Source organism: Streptomyces sp. NBC_01257 (genome assembly GCF_035917255.1).
Taxonomy (GTDB): Bacteria; Actinomycetota; Actinomycetes; order Streptomycetales; family Streptomycetaceae; genus Streptomyces.
Genome location: NZ_CP108472.1, coordinates 4,343,564 through 4,360,644, shown reverse-complemented (window position 1 = coordinate 4,360,644; position 17,081 = coordinate 4,343,564). Strand labels below are relative to the sequence as shown.

The following is a 17,081-nucleotide window of genomic DNA, read 5'->3' as shown; positions in this document are numbered from 1 at the left end:
CAGGTGGCAGGGTGCCGTCCATGAACGTATCGATCAGTGAGTCGTGGACGCGCATCGAGAACTGGCTGTCCGAGCATGCGCCGGCGACCCACGCTGCGCTGGCGCCGCCCGCGCATCCGGAGGACATCGCCGCGACCGAACGCGTCATCGGCCGGCCGCTCCTCAAGCCCTTGGTGACGTCGCTGCTGCGGCACAACGGGCTTCTGGACCAGCGGAGTTCGCTGCTGCCGGGGACCTACGGGCCGATGAGCGCAGGTCGGATAGCGGCTGACTGGAAACTCTTCACCGGCTTCTACGACAAGCGCACGGCGGATGAGCAGGGAGAGGAGGCGGAGTACGACTTCATGAGGATCGGGGTCAGCAGCGTCCTGTACGGCCACCCGCAGCTGATTCCCTTCGCGCGGGACCTCGGTGGGGGTTACCTCGTGCTGGACCACCGTCCCGAGACCGACCAGGGACGCGTCCATGAAGCGGAGGTCACGGAAGGCATCATGCGCGGCTCGCACGATAGGTGGACGTCCCTGCCCGTGCTCATGGAGGCGGTCGCCACGGCTCTGGAGACCGGCCAGCCCCTCGGCGACAACATGCCCGTGGTCGATGACGAGCAGCGACTGCAATGGGACTACATACCGCTGCGCAGTGGCCGGAACGTGCTTTAGCCACGGTGCGGCAGGGGATGGCGGGCACGTTCACGACGTACTGCGGAACGACGGTCAGGACACGATGGCCCGGGCTCTTTCCGGGAGGGGTGACGAGAAGCGAACTCGCGCTCCGAGCTGGGGAGTCAACGTTGCCTGGCCGGGCTTTCCTGACTCCGAGCTGCGGGAACGGCCGGGAGAGGTCTCCTTCAAGGACTACGTCCCCGTCGGCGACCAGGACGGCAATGGTGCTCCGGAACTTCTCCTGCTCACGACTACCGGGACGCTCAGCATGGTGCGTACCCAGCCGGATTCGAACGTGGCCTACGTAGGGGAGAACACCCGCGTGGGGTCCGGCTGGCAGATTTACAACAAGGTGCTTTCGCCGGGCGACCTCAACGGTGACGCTCGGGCGGATGTTCTGGCCCGCACTCCGGGCGGCGACGTGTACTTCTACGCCTCCACCGGGGTCAAGGCCGCGCCGTTCGGGCCGCGCATCAAAATCGCCGGCGGCTGGCAGGTCTATGACCAACTCGTCGGTGTCACCGACAACGACGGTGACGGTGTCGGCGACGTCGTCACCCGTACGCCCTCGGGGCAGCTCTTCTTCCACTCCGGAATCGCAGGCGTGACCCCGGCGTTCAAGGCGCCCGTCAAGCTGGGCTCCGGTTGGGGCGTATACAACCAGATCGCCGGTGGCGACGACATGGACGGTGACGGCAACGGCGACCTCGCGGCCAGGACGGTCGATGGGTCGCTCTACATCTACAAGGGGCTCGGCCAGGGCCGTTTCGCGCAGCGGACCCAGGGCCCGGCGCGCAGCGGTTGGCAGAGAGGAGATGTGATCGTCGGTGCCGGCGGGAATCCCGCCTACGGCAAGTCCCGCATCCAGGCTCTCGCCGCCGACGGCAAGCAGCTCTACACATACCAGTCGCTCGGCAACGGCTTGCTGGCTCCGCGCCGACAGGCGCCTTCGCCCTACAAGTGCAACCTCACGTACGGCGCCGGCACGAGGATAACTACCCTTGCCTCCGACACTGCCCTCGATAATCGCCCCGAGATGCTCGCGTTGTGCAACAGCGGAACGCTGACCGGTGGCTCCGAAGGGCAGTGGTCCATCGGTGAGGGGTGGGGTATCTACAACACACTGGTCGGCCCCGGAGACCTCACCGGTGATGGCAAGGGCGACCTGCTTGCCCGGGACTCGTCCGGCTGTCTCTACCTCTACCGAAGCACATCCGACGAGTTTCTCCCATCCGATCCGTCCTTCGCATCCCGGGTCAAGGTCGGCGGAGGCTGGGGCCTCTACGACCGGCTCGTCGGCGCGGGGGACTACACCGGAGACGGGCGGGCCGACATCGTGGCCCGCACGCCGGCGGGAGAGCTGTACCTGTACTCCGGGACGGGCAACACCTCCGCCCCGTTCAGGGCCCGTGTCCGGGTGGGACCCGGCTGGCAGATCTACAGCAAGCTCGCAGCGATTGGGGACGTGGACGGTGACGGCAGAGGTGACCTCCTCGCCGCCGACCGCAGTGGCCACCTATACCGCTACTCCTCGACCGGCGCCGCCCCTGGATCAGGGACCTTCCGCGCCCGAGCCCTGGTCGGCGGCGGCTGGAACACGTACCGCGACCTCAGCTGAGGCCGCGGACAGCTGCGGCGGGTGGAAGTCGGTTAGGGAGACCATCGATATACCTATCGTCAGGGGCGCCGCCATGCCCACCAGCCGCAGCGTGCGGAAGTCCGGCCGAACGCTGTCCCGCAGTGGCGGGTGCAGCAGGGCCGGGCTCCCGCGTCCTCGTTACAAGCGGGCAGTGCTCGCATCCTGAGTGACAGACAGAAGTCGCGAGCGGCCTGACGCTCTGTGCATCATGCTGCCCGCGAGAAGGCATCTTCGGTGCGGACCTGGTGCGCGACCCTCACTGGTTCAGACAACAAAGAAGCCCCCGGCCGCTGGCCTGGGGCCCTTTCATTGAGAAGGTGACGAGAAGCTGACTCACGCTCCGAGGTTGGGAATCAACGGCGCTCGAACGATCGTACTGGTCCTGACCTGCATGTTTGGCTGGATCGGTCGAGGCTGGCGTGGCCTATGGGCGCCGTCCTTGAGCGCTGTTGTCCGCTCCGAAGGGCATGGATGGGGCACGCCGCACGTGATGCGACATTGCGGTGGCGCAGAAGTCAGGCCCAGAAGGCTTCGGTGACGACGATCTGTGGGTCGGCGTGGCGGCGCATGAAGGTGTAGATGAGCCAGCCGCGTCCACCGGCCAGGTCCACGATGTGGGGGCCGCCGGGGCTCGTGGAGGCCAGCGGTCGGACGGTCATCCAGTGCGGGAGCGAGGCATCGGCGTCGATTCCCCGGAAGTACGGGTCTTCGGCAGTAATCAGTTCCGCACGGGCACTCATGACCAGGTCACTGCCTTCGGCGGGCATGTCCTGGAAGTCGTGCTGCGCCTCCTTCGTCCAGTCCATCTGCCAAGGCGGCCGGAGTGGTTCGTCGATCACTCTCCGGGCTTCCTCTCAGCGGCTTCGTGCCGGAGGCGGCTGTACTCCTCCAGAAGCCGGGTGGACTCCTCGGGGTCCTCGGACTTGGCGGCGCGGGTTTCGAGGTCGCGAAGGTGTGAGTCGAGCACGGGATTTCGCGCGATGGCGTACTGCGTCCACCACAGGCGCATGAAGGCCGGTACGGGGGTGATGTTGAAGGCATCGCCGATGACGCGCTTCCAGTGAGCCTCAAAGTCCGGGAGGAGGTGAGGAGCGTGCTCCTGAATGGCCAACCGGAGTGCTTGGGGCGTGCGTTCGGGCATGGGCGGCAACCGCAGGGGTTCCCCCTCGTACCCATCGAAGTGAAGTGCATGGGCGGGCATGGTTCGGGCTCCTTGGTAGTGGAGGGTGGTCAGGCGGCCTCGTGCGACTGCTGCCGAGAGGCCATCTGCTCGAACCACTCGGCCGGCACCAGGTAGGCGACCGTCTTCCCTTTGCGGGTGATGGCGGCGGCCTCGCCGGCGATGCGGGTCCGGTCCAGGATCTCGCCCATCCCCCGGCGTAGGTCGATGGTTGTGTACGTCTTCGTCTCCATGCACTGAAGGGTATAACAACTATCATAGTTGCCATATGTGCTCGTGGGGTTCTGGTGACCGGAGGAAGTCGACGGGCGCGTGTCGACGGGCGCGTTGGGTGCAGGGGGCTCGACCGAGCTTGAGCAATAACAAAAAGCCCCGGGCCGCTGGCCCGGGGCTTTTTCATGGAGCGGGTGACGAGAATCGAACTCGCGCTCTGAGCTTGGGAATCACCCTGCGACTGGGCCTGTGTAAGGCCACTGAACTGCGCGAACGTTCGGCGAGGGCCTCATCCTGACTGCTTCGTCCGGCCCCGTGGTGACCGCTGTTCACCGCCGCTACTGGCACGTTGTGGCACGGCCCGCCACAGGAGGAGAAGGGGCTGCTGCTGCTTATGGACACCGAGTCGCCGTATGCGCGCCTGATGACGCGTCGCATCGAGCGGGCGTCGGGTCGGCATGCTGCCCGGGGCCTTCCGGCTCCAGGCGGCGGATGCGGCGGCCGACCGGTTCGAGGCTGCGGGTGCGGCCCGTGATGCGGGGCCGGCGATCACGGTGGAGGGGATGCCGGCGTGCGTGGCGAAGCTGGTCTCAAGACCGGTCAGGAATCGAGAAGCACCGGCCTCGGCACAGCCCCTAGCGTGATGGTCATGGCAACCACCGCTTCCACCGCAGCCGTCACGTCCCTTGCGTCCGTCACTCTTGAGGTGGCCGACCTCGAGGACGCTCGCCGCTTCTACAGCGCCCTCGGCGTGAACACGTACATAAGCCTGCGGGCGTCCGAGGCGCACTCCACCGGATTCCGTGGCTTCACCCTGGCGCTCACGGTGTCCGGTCCGGCCACCGTCGACGGCTTCTTCGGCGCCGCCGTGGACGCCGGCGCCACCGTCCTGAAGCCCGCCGCGAAGTCGCTGTGGGGCTACAGCGGCGTCGTCCAGGCCCCGGACGGGACGATCTGGAAGATCGCGACCTCGGATAAGAACGACACCGGCCCCGACACTCGGGAGATCGACGAGGTCGTCCTGCTGATCGGCGTCGAGTCGGTGAAGGCCACCAGACAGTTCTACGTCGGCCGGGGCCTGACCGTGGCCAAGAGCTTCGGCGGCAAGTACGCCGAGTTCGCCGCCGGTCAGTCCAGCCCCGTCAAACTGGCGCTGTACAAGCGCCGCGCCCTGGCCAAGGACCTCGGCGTTCCCGTCGACGGCACAGGCTCGCACCGCATCGTCCTCGGCAGCACCGCCGGCGCTTTCACCGACCTGGACGGGTTCGCCTGGGAGGCCGTCGCGTAGCGCGTCCCCGCGCGGAGGCTCAGCAGGCCACGGGGCCACGGTCCTCAAACCGGCCGGCACTCTGCCGTGGGGCGGGTACGGCGGCACCTTTGCCGACCCGGACGGCTACATCTGGAGCCTCGGCCACAGCACCCGAGGAACCGGACAGCCCTACGCCGAGCAGTCGTGATCTCTTGCCTTACCGCCGCCCAGGGCGGCGTGGCGTTGCCGTGGTCGTCCAGGAAATGGCGATGGTCCGGGTGGGGAAGGGGGAGCGGGTACCCGGAGCCGGGCGGGACGGAACCGTGGCGAGTTGGCAGAACACCGGCAGAACAACAGGAGAAACACCATGAAGTTCCGGGCACACGTCGAGCCACCTGAGCCCATGCGGGGCCTGGAAGTTCCGCCCGAGGTGGTAGCGGCGCTCGACGGGGGCGCGCGGCCGCCGGTGACCATCACGGTCAACGGGCATTCCTGGAAGAGCCGGGTCGCCCTCCTGCGTGGCCGCCACCTGCTCGGTCTCAGCAACGCCAACCGGCAGGCCGCCGGTGTCGAGATCGGCGAGGAGGTCGAGGTCGAGCTGGAGCTCGACACCGAGCCTCGCGTCGTCGTCGAGCCTGCGGACTTCGCCCAGGCTCTGGACGACGAACCGGCCGCCCGTGCCGCGTACGACAATCTTGCCTACAGCCGCAAGCGCGAGCACGTGCGCGCCATCGAGAGCGCGAAGAAGCCCGAGACGCGCCAGCGGCGTATCGAGAAGGCCATCGCCACTCTGCGGGGCTGACCCCCGAAAGCAAGACTCCGGCGGCAACGTAATCGCCGTGCGAAGGCATCGCCCTGCCCAATTCCTCCTGAAGGGACAATCATGTCGAAGCGACTCATGACCGGTCTGTACTGGTTCCTGGCCTTTGAGTTCGCGCTTGGCGCCGTGACCAAGTACTGGCCGGGCGACACGGTATTCAGCTCGGCGTACTCCGTGAAGTTCGCCGAGTGGGGATACCCGTCCTGGATGCGCTTCGTGGTCGGTGCCCTGGAAGGTGCGGCGGCCGTCCTGCTGGTGATCCCTGACAAGCGAACACGCTTCCTGGGCGCCACGACGCTGATGTTCGTGCTCACCGGCGCGGTCACAACCCACATCGTCAACCATGACCCGGCGGTGGAAAGCTGGGCTGCGCCGACCCACCTCGTCATCATGGGTATCCTCGCGCTGGCCAACTGGCCCGCCGACTGGCGAGACCTCCTGCGGGCTTCTGCCGCGCCGACAGCCAGAACACCACGTCCATCCAACGAAATGACAATGCCGTAGCACCTTGGAAGCCATCCAAATGTGATGACTTCTTCTTCGGTGCGTACGGTCCCATGAGGGCGGAGGAACAGGCGGAGCTCCGCCGCAAGGACGTGGCCCTCGACGAGATGACCATCCGGGTCCGCATGGCGGCGCCCGAACTGATCACCGGTCGTCGTGCGCCTGGCGACGCCAAGTCGGAGGCGGGCGAAACGATGGTCCGCGCCGGCCAGTCGCCGGAGAAGGCCGCGCTGATCCATCAGCACTCAGACCTTGAGCGGCAGCAGGAGGTCGAGAGCGGTCTGGACAACTTGCGGGCGGATCTGGTGCGGGGCCCCTGAACCGGTCCGTACAACAAAGAAGCCCCGGGCCGTTGGCCTGGGGCTTTTTCATGGAGCGGGTGACGAGAATCGAACTCGCGCTCTGAGCTTGGGAATCAGCAGTGCTCCCCACTGTCGTGGGGCATCTGAACTGCACCTACATCCTTCAAGGACCCTTGTAAGCCGCGTTCGATGCCCCATGCTTGACCGTGAATCTCCGGAGCTTCTGGCACACCACTGGCACGCTGGTCAATGTGCCACCGGGTCCGTGTAGGTCTCAGGAGGTCACTTCGTCGATTCGGCGCTCCCACTCATCGATGACTGCCTGCCCGTCCACTACTTGTTGTGCCGCACCTCTCATCTTTCCCATCAACGGGCGCATCGATTTACTCATGCCTGAGAGGCCTTGAAGAGTGTCTGAGAATTCTTGGTATGCCTCCATGTTCTTTCGACCGCTTCGAGCAAAGTCTCGAACCGTTTCGAAGAACTCTTTGGCTTGCTCCGCTTCGGTCGCTTCGGGTCCCTCGGATTCGACTTGGCGAATAATTCCCAGAACTCCAGGATCGACCTTGACCAATTCGGCTGAGTACTGCTCTCCGAGTCCACTCAGCCTTTCTGCGGATGGCTTGATTCGCTCGGCCAATTTATGAGTTGCACGAAGTCGCCCTGCGAATCCTGCGCCACGAGCGTCAGACAGTTCCATCTCCGCGTTAGCTTCACTTACTGCCTCACCGATCACGGCGATTGTTTGCGCGAATTCAACCATGGTTTCATTCCATCGCGGCAAGGCGGCTTCCGCGTCAGCCATCATTTCCAGCATGCCAGGCTCGTCGTCCGATTCGGGGTCCTCGATCCGGGCGATGGGCGGAGGGTCAACCTCTGCTGTACGTTCGAGAATCTCAACCAGACGTACCGCTAGGCTGTGAACGGCTTGACGGTAAGTCGGGGAGTTTTCGTCTTCGAGTCGAAGTTGCGTCCAGTCCACGTACTGCCTTTTGGCGATTAGTGCCATGACGTCGTCGGACTGCTCCCCTTTTCCTATTCCCGGAACATTAATGTATAGAATCGGAAGGAGTAGTTCATCCAGTCCAAGGCTGGCTGCGTGTCCGGAGAAAGTCAGAACCTCTCTTCGGCACTCGTCGCTCTTAAAGAACCTAGGGGTAATTACAGGGATGAACAAAGTCGACCCTGTCAAGGCGCTATCTATTCTGGCGCGCCATTCGTCGCCCCACTTAATGTCGTTCTTGTCTAGAAAAACATGCAATTCTTCGGCGGTTATTGCTTCGAATTCGTTTGCGATTTTGGTGGCCAGTCGTCGAATTCTTCCCTCTTCAATTTCGTCGTCACGGTGGGTGTAGCTCCAGAATCCGGCAGCGCCGCTATCAGGGGTCATATGCGCATGTTAGGAGATATCAGGGCGTCTTTCAGCCAGATCGTAATTATCGATCATCGATCACGTGGGGCGCGCTGGGCCATGGGCGATGATGCGGTGATGAACTTCGCTTCGACTGCTGTACTGGCTCCGCTGTTCGCTGGTGGGGCAGCCATCATTGTGGGTGTGGTCACGCGCTGGACCCAGCTCGGTCTGGCCCGCGACCGAGTCAGGTGGGAGGCGCGGTTGGAAGACGCGCGCTTTCACGCGACACGCTTCGAGACTGCCCAAGATCATTTGACCAAAGCTGCTGATGCAGCGAACCGATACCTTGCGTCCGTAGGCACGATCGATCCTGCGGCCTTCGAGGAGCGGGAGCCCTTTCTGTTTCCCATCCTTGACTCTCTGGGGCGGGCAAGGGCTGAAGTCGGCGCACTGCCGGACTTCGAGGGTATGGAGCAAGTGCACTCATCCATGGCGATGTTGGGCAAGCTACTGACTGAGCCAGCTACCGCTGGCAGGACCTTGGAGCTGTGGGACGAGGTGGGTATGGGGGCCGCACTGGCCTATTTGAGCAAGGCGCGCAGTTCGGTCATGCAGCAGGTGATTGACGACGCTTCACTCCAAAATCGAAGGGCTTGGCGTAGCCGCAGACGTCTCGGATAGCGGCCAGTTCGAAGGTCGGCGGAGCGGGTTTGGCCGGTGGCCTGCCCGGTTTGGGGTCGAGCATGATCAGGGGGCCGTACGCTGGCCGGCAACTCGGGCAGGCTGTGATCCTGCCCGGAATTTGAACGAGTGGCCCCCTGGTCTTGCTCGACGCGGGACCCGAACCGGGGAGGTGGGTAAAGCCGTGGAGCCGACCGCCCCAGCCGCAGCGGGTTCTTCCCCACCATGGTGCTCGCTCCAGCCGCGCGACCGGCGTAGCCGGGGAGCGCGCGGCGAGCGGAGCGAGCCGCCTTGATGAAGTAGAGAAACTTTTACCGCGTGGCTTTCTGGGTGCCCTCGTGCCGCCAGGCGGAACTCGTCCAAGAGGTCGAACATGTCCAGAGGTGCGATGTCTGCTGCTTCAGCTGCCCGCTCGATCTCAACAGCCCAGCCGAGCGCGCTTGGGTACTGCATGTCGAGTCGAGGCCACAGCCACTCGCTGAACGGCCCGGTGTGACGAAGTGTGTCATCGCCGGAACTCCATGGATCTCACAGGCGACGCTGTACCTGAACAGGATCGACTGGAGGTGCAGGACGGAACGGCCTCGCACGTACATGCTTGGCCGTAGGCGCACGTCGTCGAGGAAGTCGTGCACGCTGTCGAGCTCATCCAGTGGTCTGGGCTTGGGGGAGTTTTCTACCGCTGGTCATGCTGATGCCTCTACCAAGCAGTGACCGTCGTGGCTCCGCACGTGGGGGCCGGCCCCGTCCAAGGCGTCGAGTAGGCGGATTGCGTAGACCTCGGACATGCGCTCGGTGATCTGCTCCGGGGTGAGCCAGTCGACCGCGGTTGATTCGGTTGATGTGCGCTCGGTGCCCCCAGCGGGCTTGCACCGGAAGACCATGGCGACGATGCCTCTGGCCGTGTTCTTGTAGACGCCCGTGAGCTCGGCGACCTCGACGCGGATGCCGGTCTCTTCCCAGACCTCGCGGCTGACGCCCTGTTCCGGGGACTCCTCCAGTTCCAGCACTCCGCCCGGCAGTTCCCATGTCCCGTTGTCCGCTCGGCGGATTGGGGGAGAAAGGCAAGCCGTTCCGACGCTCCACCTTCGGACGGAAGTAGCGAAAGGCCCGCGTGCTCGTTGGCCTGCCGGACGGCTTCCGCTTCTACGATCTTCGTCACACCGGGCACACGCTGACGACCCGGCCCGGGCCACGCTCAAGGACATAATGGTCCGCGCCGGCCGGTCGTCGGAGAAGGCCGCGCTGATCTACCAGCACTCGGACCTTGAGCGACGGCAGGGGGTCGCGAGCGGTCTGGACGGCCTTGTGCGCACCGCCCGCGAGAAGGCCGAGGAGACGCCTTCTGGTACGGATCTGGCGTAGGGCGCTTGAACTGGTCCAGACAGCAACGAAGCCCCGGGCCGCTGGCCTGGGGCTCTTTCATGGAGTCGGTGACGAGAACCGAACTCGCGCTCCGAGCTTGGCTGGAGTGTTAGTCCCCGAGGAACCAAAGGTAGAGGTGCGACCCGCCCTCCACCTGGAGACAGAGCCTTTCGATCTCCGCCGTTGCTTCATGCCCAAGGAGCTCACGCACGGACTGGTCGGAAACTTCCTGTCGAAGCTTCACCGTCTGGCGCGAATTGAACATTGTGTCCGCGTACGGCAGCAGACTTCCAAGAAAGGGATACCTGTCAGCATCCACATGCTGAAGCGCGCTCATCCAGTCCAGTCTGGACGAACCGTTCACCACGATGTCACCGGTCTCTCCTCGCACCTGCATATTGATCATCAGATTCCTCTTTGCTCAGAGTCCGCTGTGTCGATCCCGCTCGCCCGGCTCATGGGGTTAACCGTGGCAGTCGCGCGTGCCGCGAGGAAGATCTCAAGGAGCTCCGGTGTAGCAGGGCCGCAGCGCCGTGAAAGGGCAGAGGTGAAGCCTTCTGGCACGGATCTGGTGCGGGACCCCTGAACTGGTCCAGACAACAAAGAAGCCCCCGGCCGCTGGCCTGGGGCTTTTTCATGGAGCGGGTGACGAGAATCGAACTCGCGCTCTGAGCTTGGGAAGCTCATGTTCTACCATTAAACTACACCCGCACAACGCACTGGCTGACCAGCGACGCATCGTCCCACACTGTACCCCATCGCCGATCCCCCGAGGCCGCGGCCCGGTGCGGGTCGTGATGGACGTGGGGTGTGTCGGGGGGTGGACGCGGTTGTGGTGGGCGGGAGTTGGGGGCGTAGCGTGAGTGGTCGGAGTGCCGCGTGGAGTGGCGTCCTGTTCATCCCCTAATGTGGCTTTCTCGTCCACGGCTTGATGGGGAAGGGACTTGATGGACTCCATGGAGCGCACTGTCGTCCGCTGTGCCGAAGGGCACGTTTTCGCTACCGCCTCGTTCCCGATGCAGCAGCTCGGGTCCGGGCGGATCGGTCCCGGGCGGCTTATCCGCTGTCCTCGCTGCGCCCGGTTGCGGCATGCCGTGCCCGTGGTGTTCGAGGAGCGGTAGGGCTTCCGGGCAGGTGGCGACAGGCGCGCGGGCGGCCCGATGAGGGTGGGCCCGCGCGTTCTGCGTATCCTCGGTGGGTGCTTCTCTCAGACAAGGACATCCGGGCCGAGATCGACGCCGGACGCGTACGTATTGATCCGTTCGATGCGTCGATGGTGCAGCCGTCGAGCATTGATGTGAGGCTCGACCGCTATTTCCGGGTGTTCGAGAACCACCGCTATCCGCATATCGATCCGGCCGTCGAACAGGCCGATCTGACCCGTACCGTCGAGCCGGACGGGGACGAGGCGTTCATCCTGCACCCCGGTGAGTTCGTGCTCGCCTCGACGTACGAGGTCATCTCGCTGCCCGCCGATCTCGCCTCGCGGCTGGAGGGCAAGAGTTCGCTCGGCCGGCTCGGGTTGGTGACGCATTCGACCGCCGGGTTCATCGATCCCGGGTTCTCCGGGCACGTGACCCTGGAGCTGTCGAACCTCGCCACGCTGCCGATAAAGCTGTGGCCGGGGATGAAGATCGGGCAGCTGTGCATGTTCCGGCTGAGTTCTCCGTCCGAGTTCCCTTACGGCTCCGAGCGGTACGGGTCGCGGTACCAGGGGCAGCGCGGGCCCACCGCGTCGCGGTCCTTCATGAACTTCCACCGGACGCAGGTGTGATGCCGGGTGAGTGATGACGTGCGGGAGAATCTGACGTACGACGGTTTCGGGCACGCCGTGCGGGAGCTGGCGCAGGCCGTCGCCGATGACGGGTACGAGCCGGACGTGGTGCTGAGCATCGCGCGCGGCGGGGTGTTCGTCGCGGGCGGGCTGGCGTACGCGCTGGACTGCAAGAACATCCACCTGGTGAATGTGGAGTTCTATACCGGGGTGGGCACCACACTCGAAATGCCCGTCATGCTGGCGCCCGTGCCCAATGCCATCGACTTCTCCGACAAGAAGGTTCTGATCGCCGACGATGTCGCCGATACCGGGAAGACGCTGAAGCTGGTCCGCGACTTCTGTATCGATCATGTCGCCGAGGTGCGCTCAGCCGTCATCTACGAGAAGTCGCATTCGCTCGTGAAGTGCGAGTACGTGTGGAAGAAGACCGATAGCTGGATCAACTTCCCGTGGAGTGTGGAGAAGCCCGTCGTGCGGCGCAGCGGACAGGTTCTCGACGCCTGAGCGGTCGGGTGGCGATCGGGTGCGTGCCGGTCGCGTGTGCGTGTGCGTGTGCGTGCAGAGAAGAACCCCCGGGCCCTGGTGAGGGCGGCCCGGGGGTTCTGTCGTTCCTGGTGCTGTGGTGCTGTGGTGCTGTGCTCAGATCGTGCCCAGTTTGAGGATCGAGACCAGGGCCAGGAGCTGGATCGCGGACGCGCCCAGGGCCTTCGGCCACGGCAGGTCGTGGGACTTGCTCACCATCGAGGTGAACAGGGCAGCCGCCGCCAGCCAGGTGATCCAGCCGAGGATCTGGACCAGGGAGTTCTCGCCGCCCAGGAAGAGCGCGAAGATCAGGCGCGGGGCGTCCGTGATCGACATGATCAGCATGGAGAGGCCCACGGTCGGCTGCCACGCCCCGTCGCCGCCGAGCTGGCGGGCGAGGGTGTGGGTGACCGCGCCGAGCACCAGGCCGCCGAGCACGAAGCACGCGCCCGTGAGGATGACGTAGGGGACGGCCGAGGAGACCGGCGCGTGGATCGCGTCGTCGCGGGCCTGGTCGAAGCCGAAGAGCGCCAGCAGGCCGTAGAGGAACGTGACGATCAGGGCCGGGCCCCAGACCGGGTAGTCGCGCATCTGCCAGAACGTCGGGCCGGGGCGCGTCACGATGCCGCTCAGCAGCTGCTTCCAGTGCAGGCGAGGGCCCGTGGGCTGGGCGGGGGCCTGGCCGGCGCGGTAGGTGTTGCCGTCTCCGTACGGGTCCTCGTTGATGCTGAAGGCCTGGGTGTGTCCGGGGCTGTTCGCGTACGGGTCGCCCTGCTGGGGGTACGGGGCGTGGCCCTGCTGCTGCGGGTACGGGTCGGCGAAGTACTCGGGCTCGTCCGGCCCGCCGCCTTGGTAGCCGCCGCCACCGTTGTAGTTGTTGTGGTGGCCGCCGTTGGGCGGGCCCGTGTTGCCTCCCGTCGGCGGCCATTGCTGCTGTCCGTACGGCGGTGGTGCCTGAGTGCCGTACGGCTGCTGCCGCGGTTGTCGCGCTTGCTGCGGGGTGCGGTTGTCCCGGCCGCGTCCGATCCTGAATCCAGCCACGTAATCGAACGTACCTGGTCCGCGCGGGTCGGGTGGGAGGGGCGGGGGAACTGGACCGCCTTTGCGGCCTAGCTGTGACATCCCCTAAGGGAACCCTGGGGGGTTGTCCTCAGCCCGCCGTGAACAGCGCGCTGGTGAAGGTGATCAGCGGGCGGTCCGGCGTGGCGGCCGGGTACAGCGCGATCAGGTCCGCCGTCTCGCCCCGGTGCGTACGGACCACCGTGTCCGGCTTCTTGTCGCCGTCGAAGTCCCCGTACCGCTGGAGGAGGGTCGTTTCCGCACCGGTCGTCGCCGCGGGCGATCCGCTGCCCTTCGCCGTGCGCAGCGGTGCTGCCGGGAGCTTTCCGGCCGGTGCGCGGAAGCGGTACGCGCCGCCCGGGCGGGCCGGTCCGTCGGGGGTGCCGAGCAGCAGCGTGCCCTTGCCCGCGGTGCCCGGCTCGTGGGGGAGGGTGGTGTACACCAGGTCGTCGTAGCCGTCCTTGTCCGTGTCCGCCCGGGGCTCGGGGGCGGACAGGGCGGGGCCCGCGCCGGGGATGGTGCCGCCGGCGGCGTGCGGGCGGCCGTCGCGGGTGAAGGGGCCCCGCAGGAAGCTGAGCCGGCCGGCGCTCGCCGTCACGGCCAGGTCCGGTTTCCGGTCGCCGTCGAAGTCGCCGCAGACGGGGTGGTCGGGCCACTCGTTGCCGAAGCGGGCCCGGTCCGGGATGCGGAGCGTGACGGCCTTGCCGGTGAGGCCCGCGGGGGAGCCGAAGAGGATCTGCAGCGGGACGGGCGGGCGGCCGATGCCGTTGTACGGGGGGTCGGTGGCCACGATCAGATCGGTGAAGCCGTCCCGGTCGAGGTCGCACGACGCCTCGGCGTCGAACGCCGACGGGAGGGTGTCACCGCTCTTGGCGGCGTTCGCCCGCGCGCTGAGGAGCTGGCGTACGGAGGGGTCGAGGCCGCGGGTGGCGGAGCCGTACACGATGCCTATGCCGGCGTCGTCGCCGTGGCTGTCGGCGGCCGGCTTCACCAGGTCGTCGAGGACCAGGTCGCGGAGGCCGTCGCCGTTGAAGTCGTCCGGGGTGTGGCTGCCGGTGCCGTGCGGGACGGCGTGGCGCTCGGCGCCCGCCAGGCCGGAGAGCGCGGTGGGCGGGGCGTCGCCGTTCTTCGGGGACGCGGGGTCCGGGGAGCCCGCGCAGGCCGTCAGCAGGAGCGCGCAGAGGCAGCCGAGCGCGGTGGCCGCCGTCGGTCCGGCCGCGCCCCGGGGGCCCGCCGCCGTTCTCGCGCGTGTCCTGGCGATGCGTATCCGCACGGGATACCTCCGATGCGTATCCCCGTGGGGACACCTCGTACGTCTCGTCGGTCTCGGCCGTCCGGCGGGGCTCACGCGCCCCACGGCCGTCCCACATGATGCGCCACCGGGGCCGTACAACAGAAGCGGCCGGTCCTGCCCCCGAGGCAGGTCCGGCCGCTTGTGCAACGCGGTGGCGCGTGACGGGTTACCCGTTACTTCACCGGTTCCGGCTCCGGCGCGTCCGCCGTATCCGGCTCGCCCGCCGGGTCAGCCGGGGTACGCACCGAGTCGAGCAGCAGCTGCGACACGTCGACCACCTGGATCGACTCCTTCGCCTTGCCGTCGTTCTTCTTGCCGTTGACCGAGTCGGTCAGCATGACGAGGCAGAACGGGCAGGCGGTGGAGACGATGTCCGGGTTGAGGGAGAGGGCTTCGTCGACGCGCTCGTTGTTGATGCGCTTGCCGATCCGCTCCTCCATCCACATCCGGGCGCCACCGGCACCGCAGCAGAAGCCGCGCTCCTTGTGGCGGTGCATCTCCTCGTTCCGCAGACCCGGCACCTTCGCGATGATCTCGCGCGGGGGCGTGTAGATCTTGTTGTGACGGCCCAGGTAGCAGGGGTCGTGGTACGTGATCAGACCCTCGACCGGCGTCACCGGGATCAGCTTGCCCTCGTCGATGAGGTGCTGGAGCAGCTGCGTGTGGTGGATGACCTCGTACTCGCCGCCGAGCTGCGGGTACTCGTTCGCGATGGTGTTGAAGCAGTGCGGGCAGGTCGCGACGATCTTCTTCGTCGCCTTCGCCTTCTTCGTCGAGTCGTCCTCGTCGTCCTCGCCGAAGGCCATGTTCAGCATCGCGACGTTCTCCTGGCCGAGCTGCTGGAACAGCGGCTCGTTGCCCAGGCGGCGGGCCGAGTCACCCGTGCACTTCTCGTCGCCGCCCATGATCGCGAACTTGACGCCCGCGATGTGGAGCAGCTCGGCGAAGGCCTTGGTGGTCTTCTTCGCGCGGTCCTCCAGGGCGCCGGCGCAGCCGACCCAGTAGAGGTAGTCGACCTCGGTGAGGTCCTCGACGTCCTTGCCGACGATCGGGACCTCGAAGTCGACCTCCTTGGTCCACTCGACGCGCTGCTTCTTGGCGAGACCCCAGGGGTTGCCCTTCTTCTCCAGGTTCTTGAGCATCGTGCCCGCCTCGGACGGGAACGCGGACTCGATCATCACCTGGTAGCGGCGCATGTCGACGATGTGGTCGATGTGCTCGATGTCGACCGGGCACTGCTCCACGCACGCACCGCAGGTGGTGCAGGACCAGAGGACGTCCGGGTCGATGACGCCGTTCTCCTCGGCCGTGCCGATCAGCGGGCGCTCGGCCTCCGCGAGGGCGGCCGCGGGGACGTCCTTGAGCTGCTCCTCCGTCGCCTTCTCGTTGCCCTCCATGTCCTTGCCGCCGCCGGCCAGCAGGTACGGGGCCTTGGCGTGCGCGTGGTCGCGCAGGGACATGATCAGGAGCTTCGGGGAGAGCGGCTTGCCCGTGTTCCAGGCGGGGCACTGCGACTGGCAGCGGCCGCACTCCGTGCACGTGGAGAAGTCGAGGATGCCCTTCCAGGAGAACTGCTCGACCTGGGAGACACCGAAGACGGCGTCCTCGGCCGGGTCCTCCCAGTCGATCTCCTGGCCGCCCGTCGTCATCGGCTGCAGCGCGCCCAGCGCGACCGCGCCGTCCGCGTTCCTCTTGAACCAGATGTTCGGGAAGCCGAGGAAGCGGTGCCAGGCGACACCCATGTTGGTGTTGAGCGAGACCGTGATCATCCAGATCAGCGAGACGCCGATCTTGATCATCGCGGTGAAGTAGATGAGGTTCTGCAGGGTGCCGAGCGCGAGTCCCTTGAAGGCGAGGACCAGCGGGTACGAGACGAAGTACGCGGCCTCGTAGCCGCCGACGTGGTGGATCGCACCCTCGAGACCGCGCAGGGTCAGGATGGCCAGGCCGATGACGAGGATGACGTACTCGACGAAGTACGCCTGCCAGGCCTTCGAGCCCGCGAACCGGGACTTGCGGCCGGCCCGGGAGGGGAGGTTCAGCAGCCGGATGGCGATCAGCACGAGGATGCCGACCGTCGTCATCAGGCCGATGAACTCGATGTACAGCTCGAACGGCAGCCATTCGCCGATGATCGGCAGCACCCAGTCGGCCTTGAAGAGCTGTCCGTACGCCTGGAGCAGCGTCGGCGGCAGCGTCAGGAAGCCGATCGCGACGAACCAGTGCGCGAAGCCCACGATGCCCCACCGGTTCATCCGGGTGTGGCCGAGGAACTCCTTGACCAGGGTGATCGTGCGCTGCTTGGGGTCGTCGGTGCGACTGCCTGCCGGTACCGGCTGTCCGAGGCGGACGAACCGGTAGATCTGCGCGACGGCTCGGGCGATGAGCGCAACGCCGACGACGGTCAGCACCAGCGACACGATGATCGCGGCGAGTTGCATTTGGGGGCTCCTCGGGCCT

General features: G+C 66.2%; 17 protein-coding genes, 1 tRNA gene and 3 pseudogenes. 11 read left to right on the top strand and 10 right to left on the bottom strand.

The window, feature by feature from the left end:
• Positions 1-20 precede the first annotated feature (20 nt).
• Entirely contained in the window at positions 21-659 is a 639-nt protein-coding gene (locus OG408_RS18715) for an SMI1/KNR4 family protein (RefSeq protein WP_326670887.1), read from the top strand.
• Positions 640-2,280, top strand: a complete 1,641-nt coding sequence (locus OG408_RS18710) for an FG-GAP repeat domain-containing protein (protein ID WP_326670885.1) — start codon at positions 640-642, stop codon at positions 2,278-2,280. The genes OG408_RS18715 and OG408_RS18710 overlap by 20 nt, the downstream gene beginning before the upstream one ends.
• Before the next feature lie 536 nt (positions 2,281-2,816).
• Here the strand turns inward: OG408_RS18710 and OG408_RS18705 are convergent.
• Genes OG408_RS18705 through OG408_RS18695 form a run of 3 tightly spaced genes read right to left on the bottom strand, consistent with a single transcriptional unit; the run spans position 2,817 to position 3,714 of the window.
• On the bottom strand, positions 2,817-3,140 hold the full coding sequence (locus OG408_RS18705) for a hypothetical protein (protein WP_326670883.1): 324 nt from the start codon (positions 3,138-3,140) through the stop codon (positions 2,817-2,819).
• Positions 3,137-3,502: a hypothetical protein gene (locus OG408_RS18700; RefSeq protein ID WP_326670881.1), complete on the bottom strand. Its 366-nt coding sequence runs from the start codon at positions 3,500-3,502 to the stop codon at positions 3,137-3,139. Before OG408_RS18700 ends, OG408_RS18705 begins: the two co-directional genes overlap by 4 nt.
• A gap of 29 nt (positions 3,503-3,531) precedes the next feature.
• Positions 3,532-3,714 carry a type II toxin-antitoxin system prevent-host-death family antitoxin gene (locus OG408_RS18695; RefSeq protein ID WP_285567363.1) on the bottom strand — a complete coding sequence of 61 codons (183 nt, stop codon included), beginning with the start codon at positions 3,712-3,714 and terminating at the stop codon, positions 3,532-3,534.
• A gap of 432 nt (positions 3,715-4,146) precedes the next feature.
• Here OG408_RS18695 and OG408_RS18690 point away from each other — a divergent pair.
• From OG408_RS18690 to OG408_RS18670, 5 genes and pseudogenes are all read left to right on the top strand, one after another.
• Positions 4,147-4,338: pseudogene (locus OG408_RS18690) on the top strand (AraC family transcriptional regulator); the annotation flags it as partial.
• Positions 4,338-4,982, top strand: coding sequence for a glyoxalase (locus OG408_RS18685; protein ID WP_442806135.1), 645 nt, complete (start codon positions 4,338-4,340; stop codon positions 4,980-4,982). The pseudogene OG408_RS18690 and the gene OG408_RS18685, both read left to right, overlap by 1 nt.
• A 328-nt stretch (positions 4,983-5,310) precedes the next feature.
• Entirely contained in the window at positions 5,311-5,745 is a 435-nt protein-coding gene (locus OG408_RS18680; RefSeq protein WP_285567359.1) for a YdeI/OmpD-associated family protein, read from the top strand.
• Between the two features lie 81 nt (positions 5,746-5,826).
• Entirely contained in the window at positions 5,827-6,267 is a 441-nt protein-coding gene (locus OG408_RS18675) for a DoxX family protein (protein ID WP_266780221.1), read from the top strand.
• A gap of 32 nt (positions 6,268-6,299) precedes the next feature.
• A pseudogene (locus tag OG408_RS18670) lies at positions 6,300-6,587 on the top strand (hypothetical protein); the annotation flags it as partial.
• Between the two features lie 256 nt (positions 6,588-6,843).
• Here the strand turns inward: OG408_RS18670 and OG408_RS18665 are convergent.
• Positions 6,844-7,959, bottom strand: a complete 1,116-nt coding sequence (locus OG408_RS18665) for a toll/interleukin-1 receptor domain-containing protein (RefSeq protein WP_326670876.1) — start codon at positions 7,957-7,959, stop codon at positions 6,844-6,846.
• An 81-nt stretch (positions 7,960-8,040) separates the two neighbouring features.
• On the opposite strand from OG408_RS18665, the gene OG408_RS18660 reads away from it, so the two are divergent.
• Positions 8,041-8,604: a hypothetical protein gene (locus tag OG408_RS18660; protein WP_326670875.1), complete on the top strand. Its 564-nt coding sequence runs from the start codon at positions 8,041-8,043 to the stop codon at positions 8,602-8,604.
• Between the two features lie 686 nt (positions 8,605-9,290).
• On the opposite strand, the gene OG408_RS18655 is transcribed toward OG408_RS18660, so the two are convergent.
• The gene (locus OG408_RS18655) at positions 9,291-9,656 is read right to left on the bottom strand and encodes an NUDIX domain-containing protein (RefSeq protein ID WP_326674559.1); all 366 of its coding nucleotides are present in this window, start codon (positions 9,654-9,656) and stop codon (positions 9,291-9,293) included.
• Between OG408_RS18655 and OG408_RS18650 the strand changes: the two are divergent.
• Positions 9,656-9,969, top strand: a pseudogene (locus OG408_RS18650) (tyrosine-type recombinase/integrase); the annotation flags it as partial. The gene OG408_RS18655 and the pseudogene OG408_RS18650 overlap by 1 nt on opposite strands.
• 109 nt (positions 9,970-10,078) lie before the next feature.
• Here the strand turns inward: OG408_RS18650 and OG408_RS18645 are convergent.
• Complete coding sequence (locus OG408_RS18645; protein ID WP_326670874.1) at positions 10,079-10,375, bottom strand: hypothetical protein; 297 nt, start codon at positions 10,373-10,375, stop codon at positions 10,079-10,081.
• A 231-nt stretch (positions 10,376-10,606) separates the two neighbouring features.
• Positions 10,607-10,680, bottom strand: a tRNA-Gly gene (locus OG408_RS18640).
• Positions 10,681-11,167: 487 nt separating this feature from the next.
• Here OG408_RS18640 and dcd point away from each other — a divergent pair.
• Both dcd and OG408_RS18630 read left to right on the top strand, forming a co-directional pair.
• Positions 11,168-11,743: a dCTP deaminase gene (dcd, locus tag OG408_RS18635; protein WP_266780215.1), complete on the top strand. Its 576-nt coding sequence runs from the start codon at positions 11,168-11,170 to the stop codon at positions 11,741-11,743.
• 6 nt (positions 11,744-11,749) lie between these two features.
• Positions 11,750-12,250, top strand: coding sequence for a phosphoribosyltransferase (locus OG408_RS18630; RefSeq protein ID WP_266780214.1), 501 nt, complete (start codon positions 11,750-11,752; stop codon positions 12,248-12,250).
• Between the two features lie 135 nt (positions 12,251-12,385).
• Here OG408_RS18630 and OG408_RS18625 read toward each other — a convergent pair whose 3' ends face one another.
• The 3 genes from OG408_RS18625 to OG408_RS18615 form a co-directional block, all read right to left on the bottom strand.
• On the bottom strand, positions 12,386-13,309 hold the full coding sequence (locus OG408_RS18625) for a Yip1 family protein (RefSeq protein WP_266780213.1): 924 nt from the start codon (positions 13,307-13,309) through the stop codon (positions 12,386-12,388).
• A gap of 109 nt (positions 13,310-13,418) precedes the next feature.
• Entirely contained in the window at positions 13,419-14,594 is a 1,176-nt protein-coding gene (locus OG408_RS18620) for an FG-GAP repeat domain-containing protein (protein ID WP_326674558.1), read from the bottom strand.
• A gap of 200 nt (positions 14,595-14,794) precedes the next feature.
• A complete protein-coding gene (locus OG408_RS18615) occupies positions 14,795-17,062 on the bottom strand; it encodes a (Fe-S)-binding protein (RefSeq protein ID WP_326670871.1) in 2,268 nt (755 codons plus the stop codon).
• Positions 17,063-17,081: the final 19 nt, after the last annotated feature.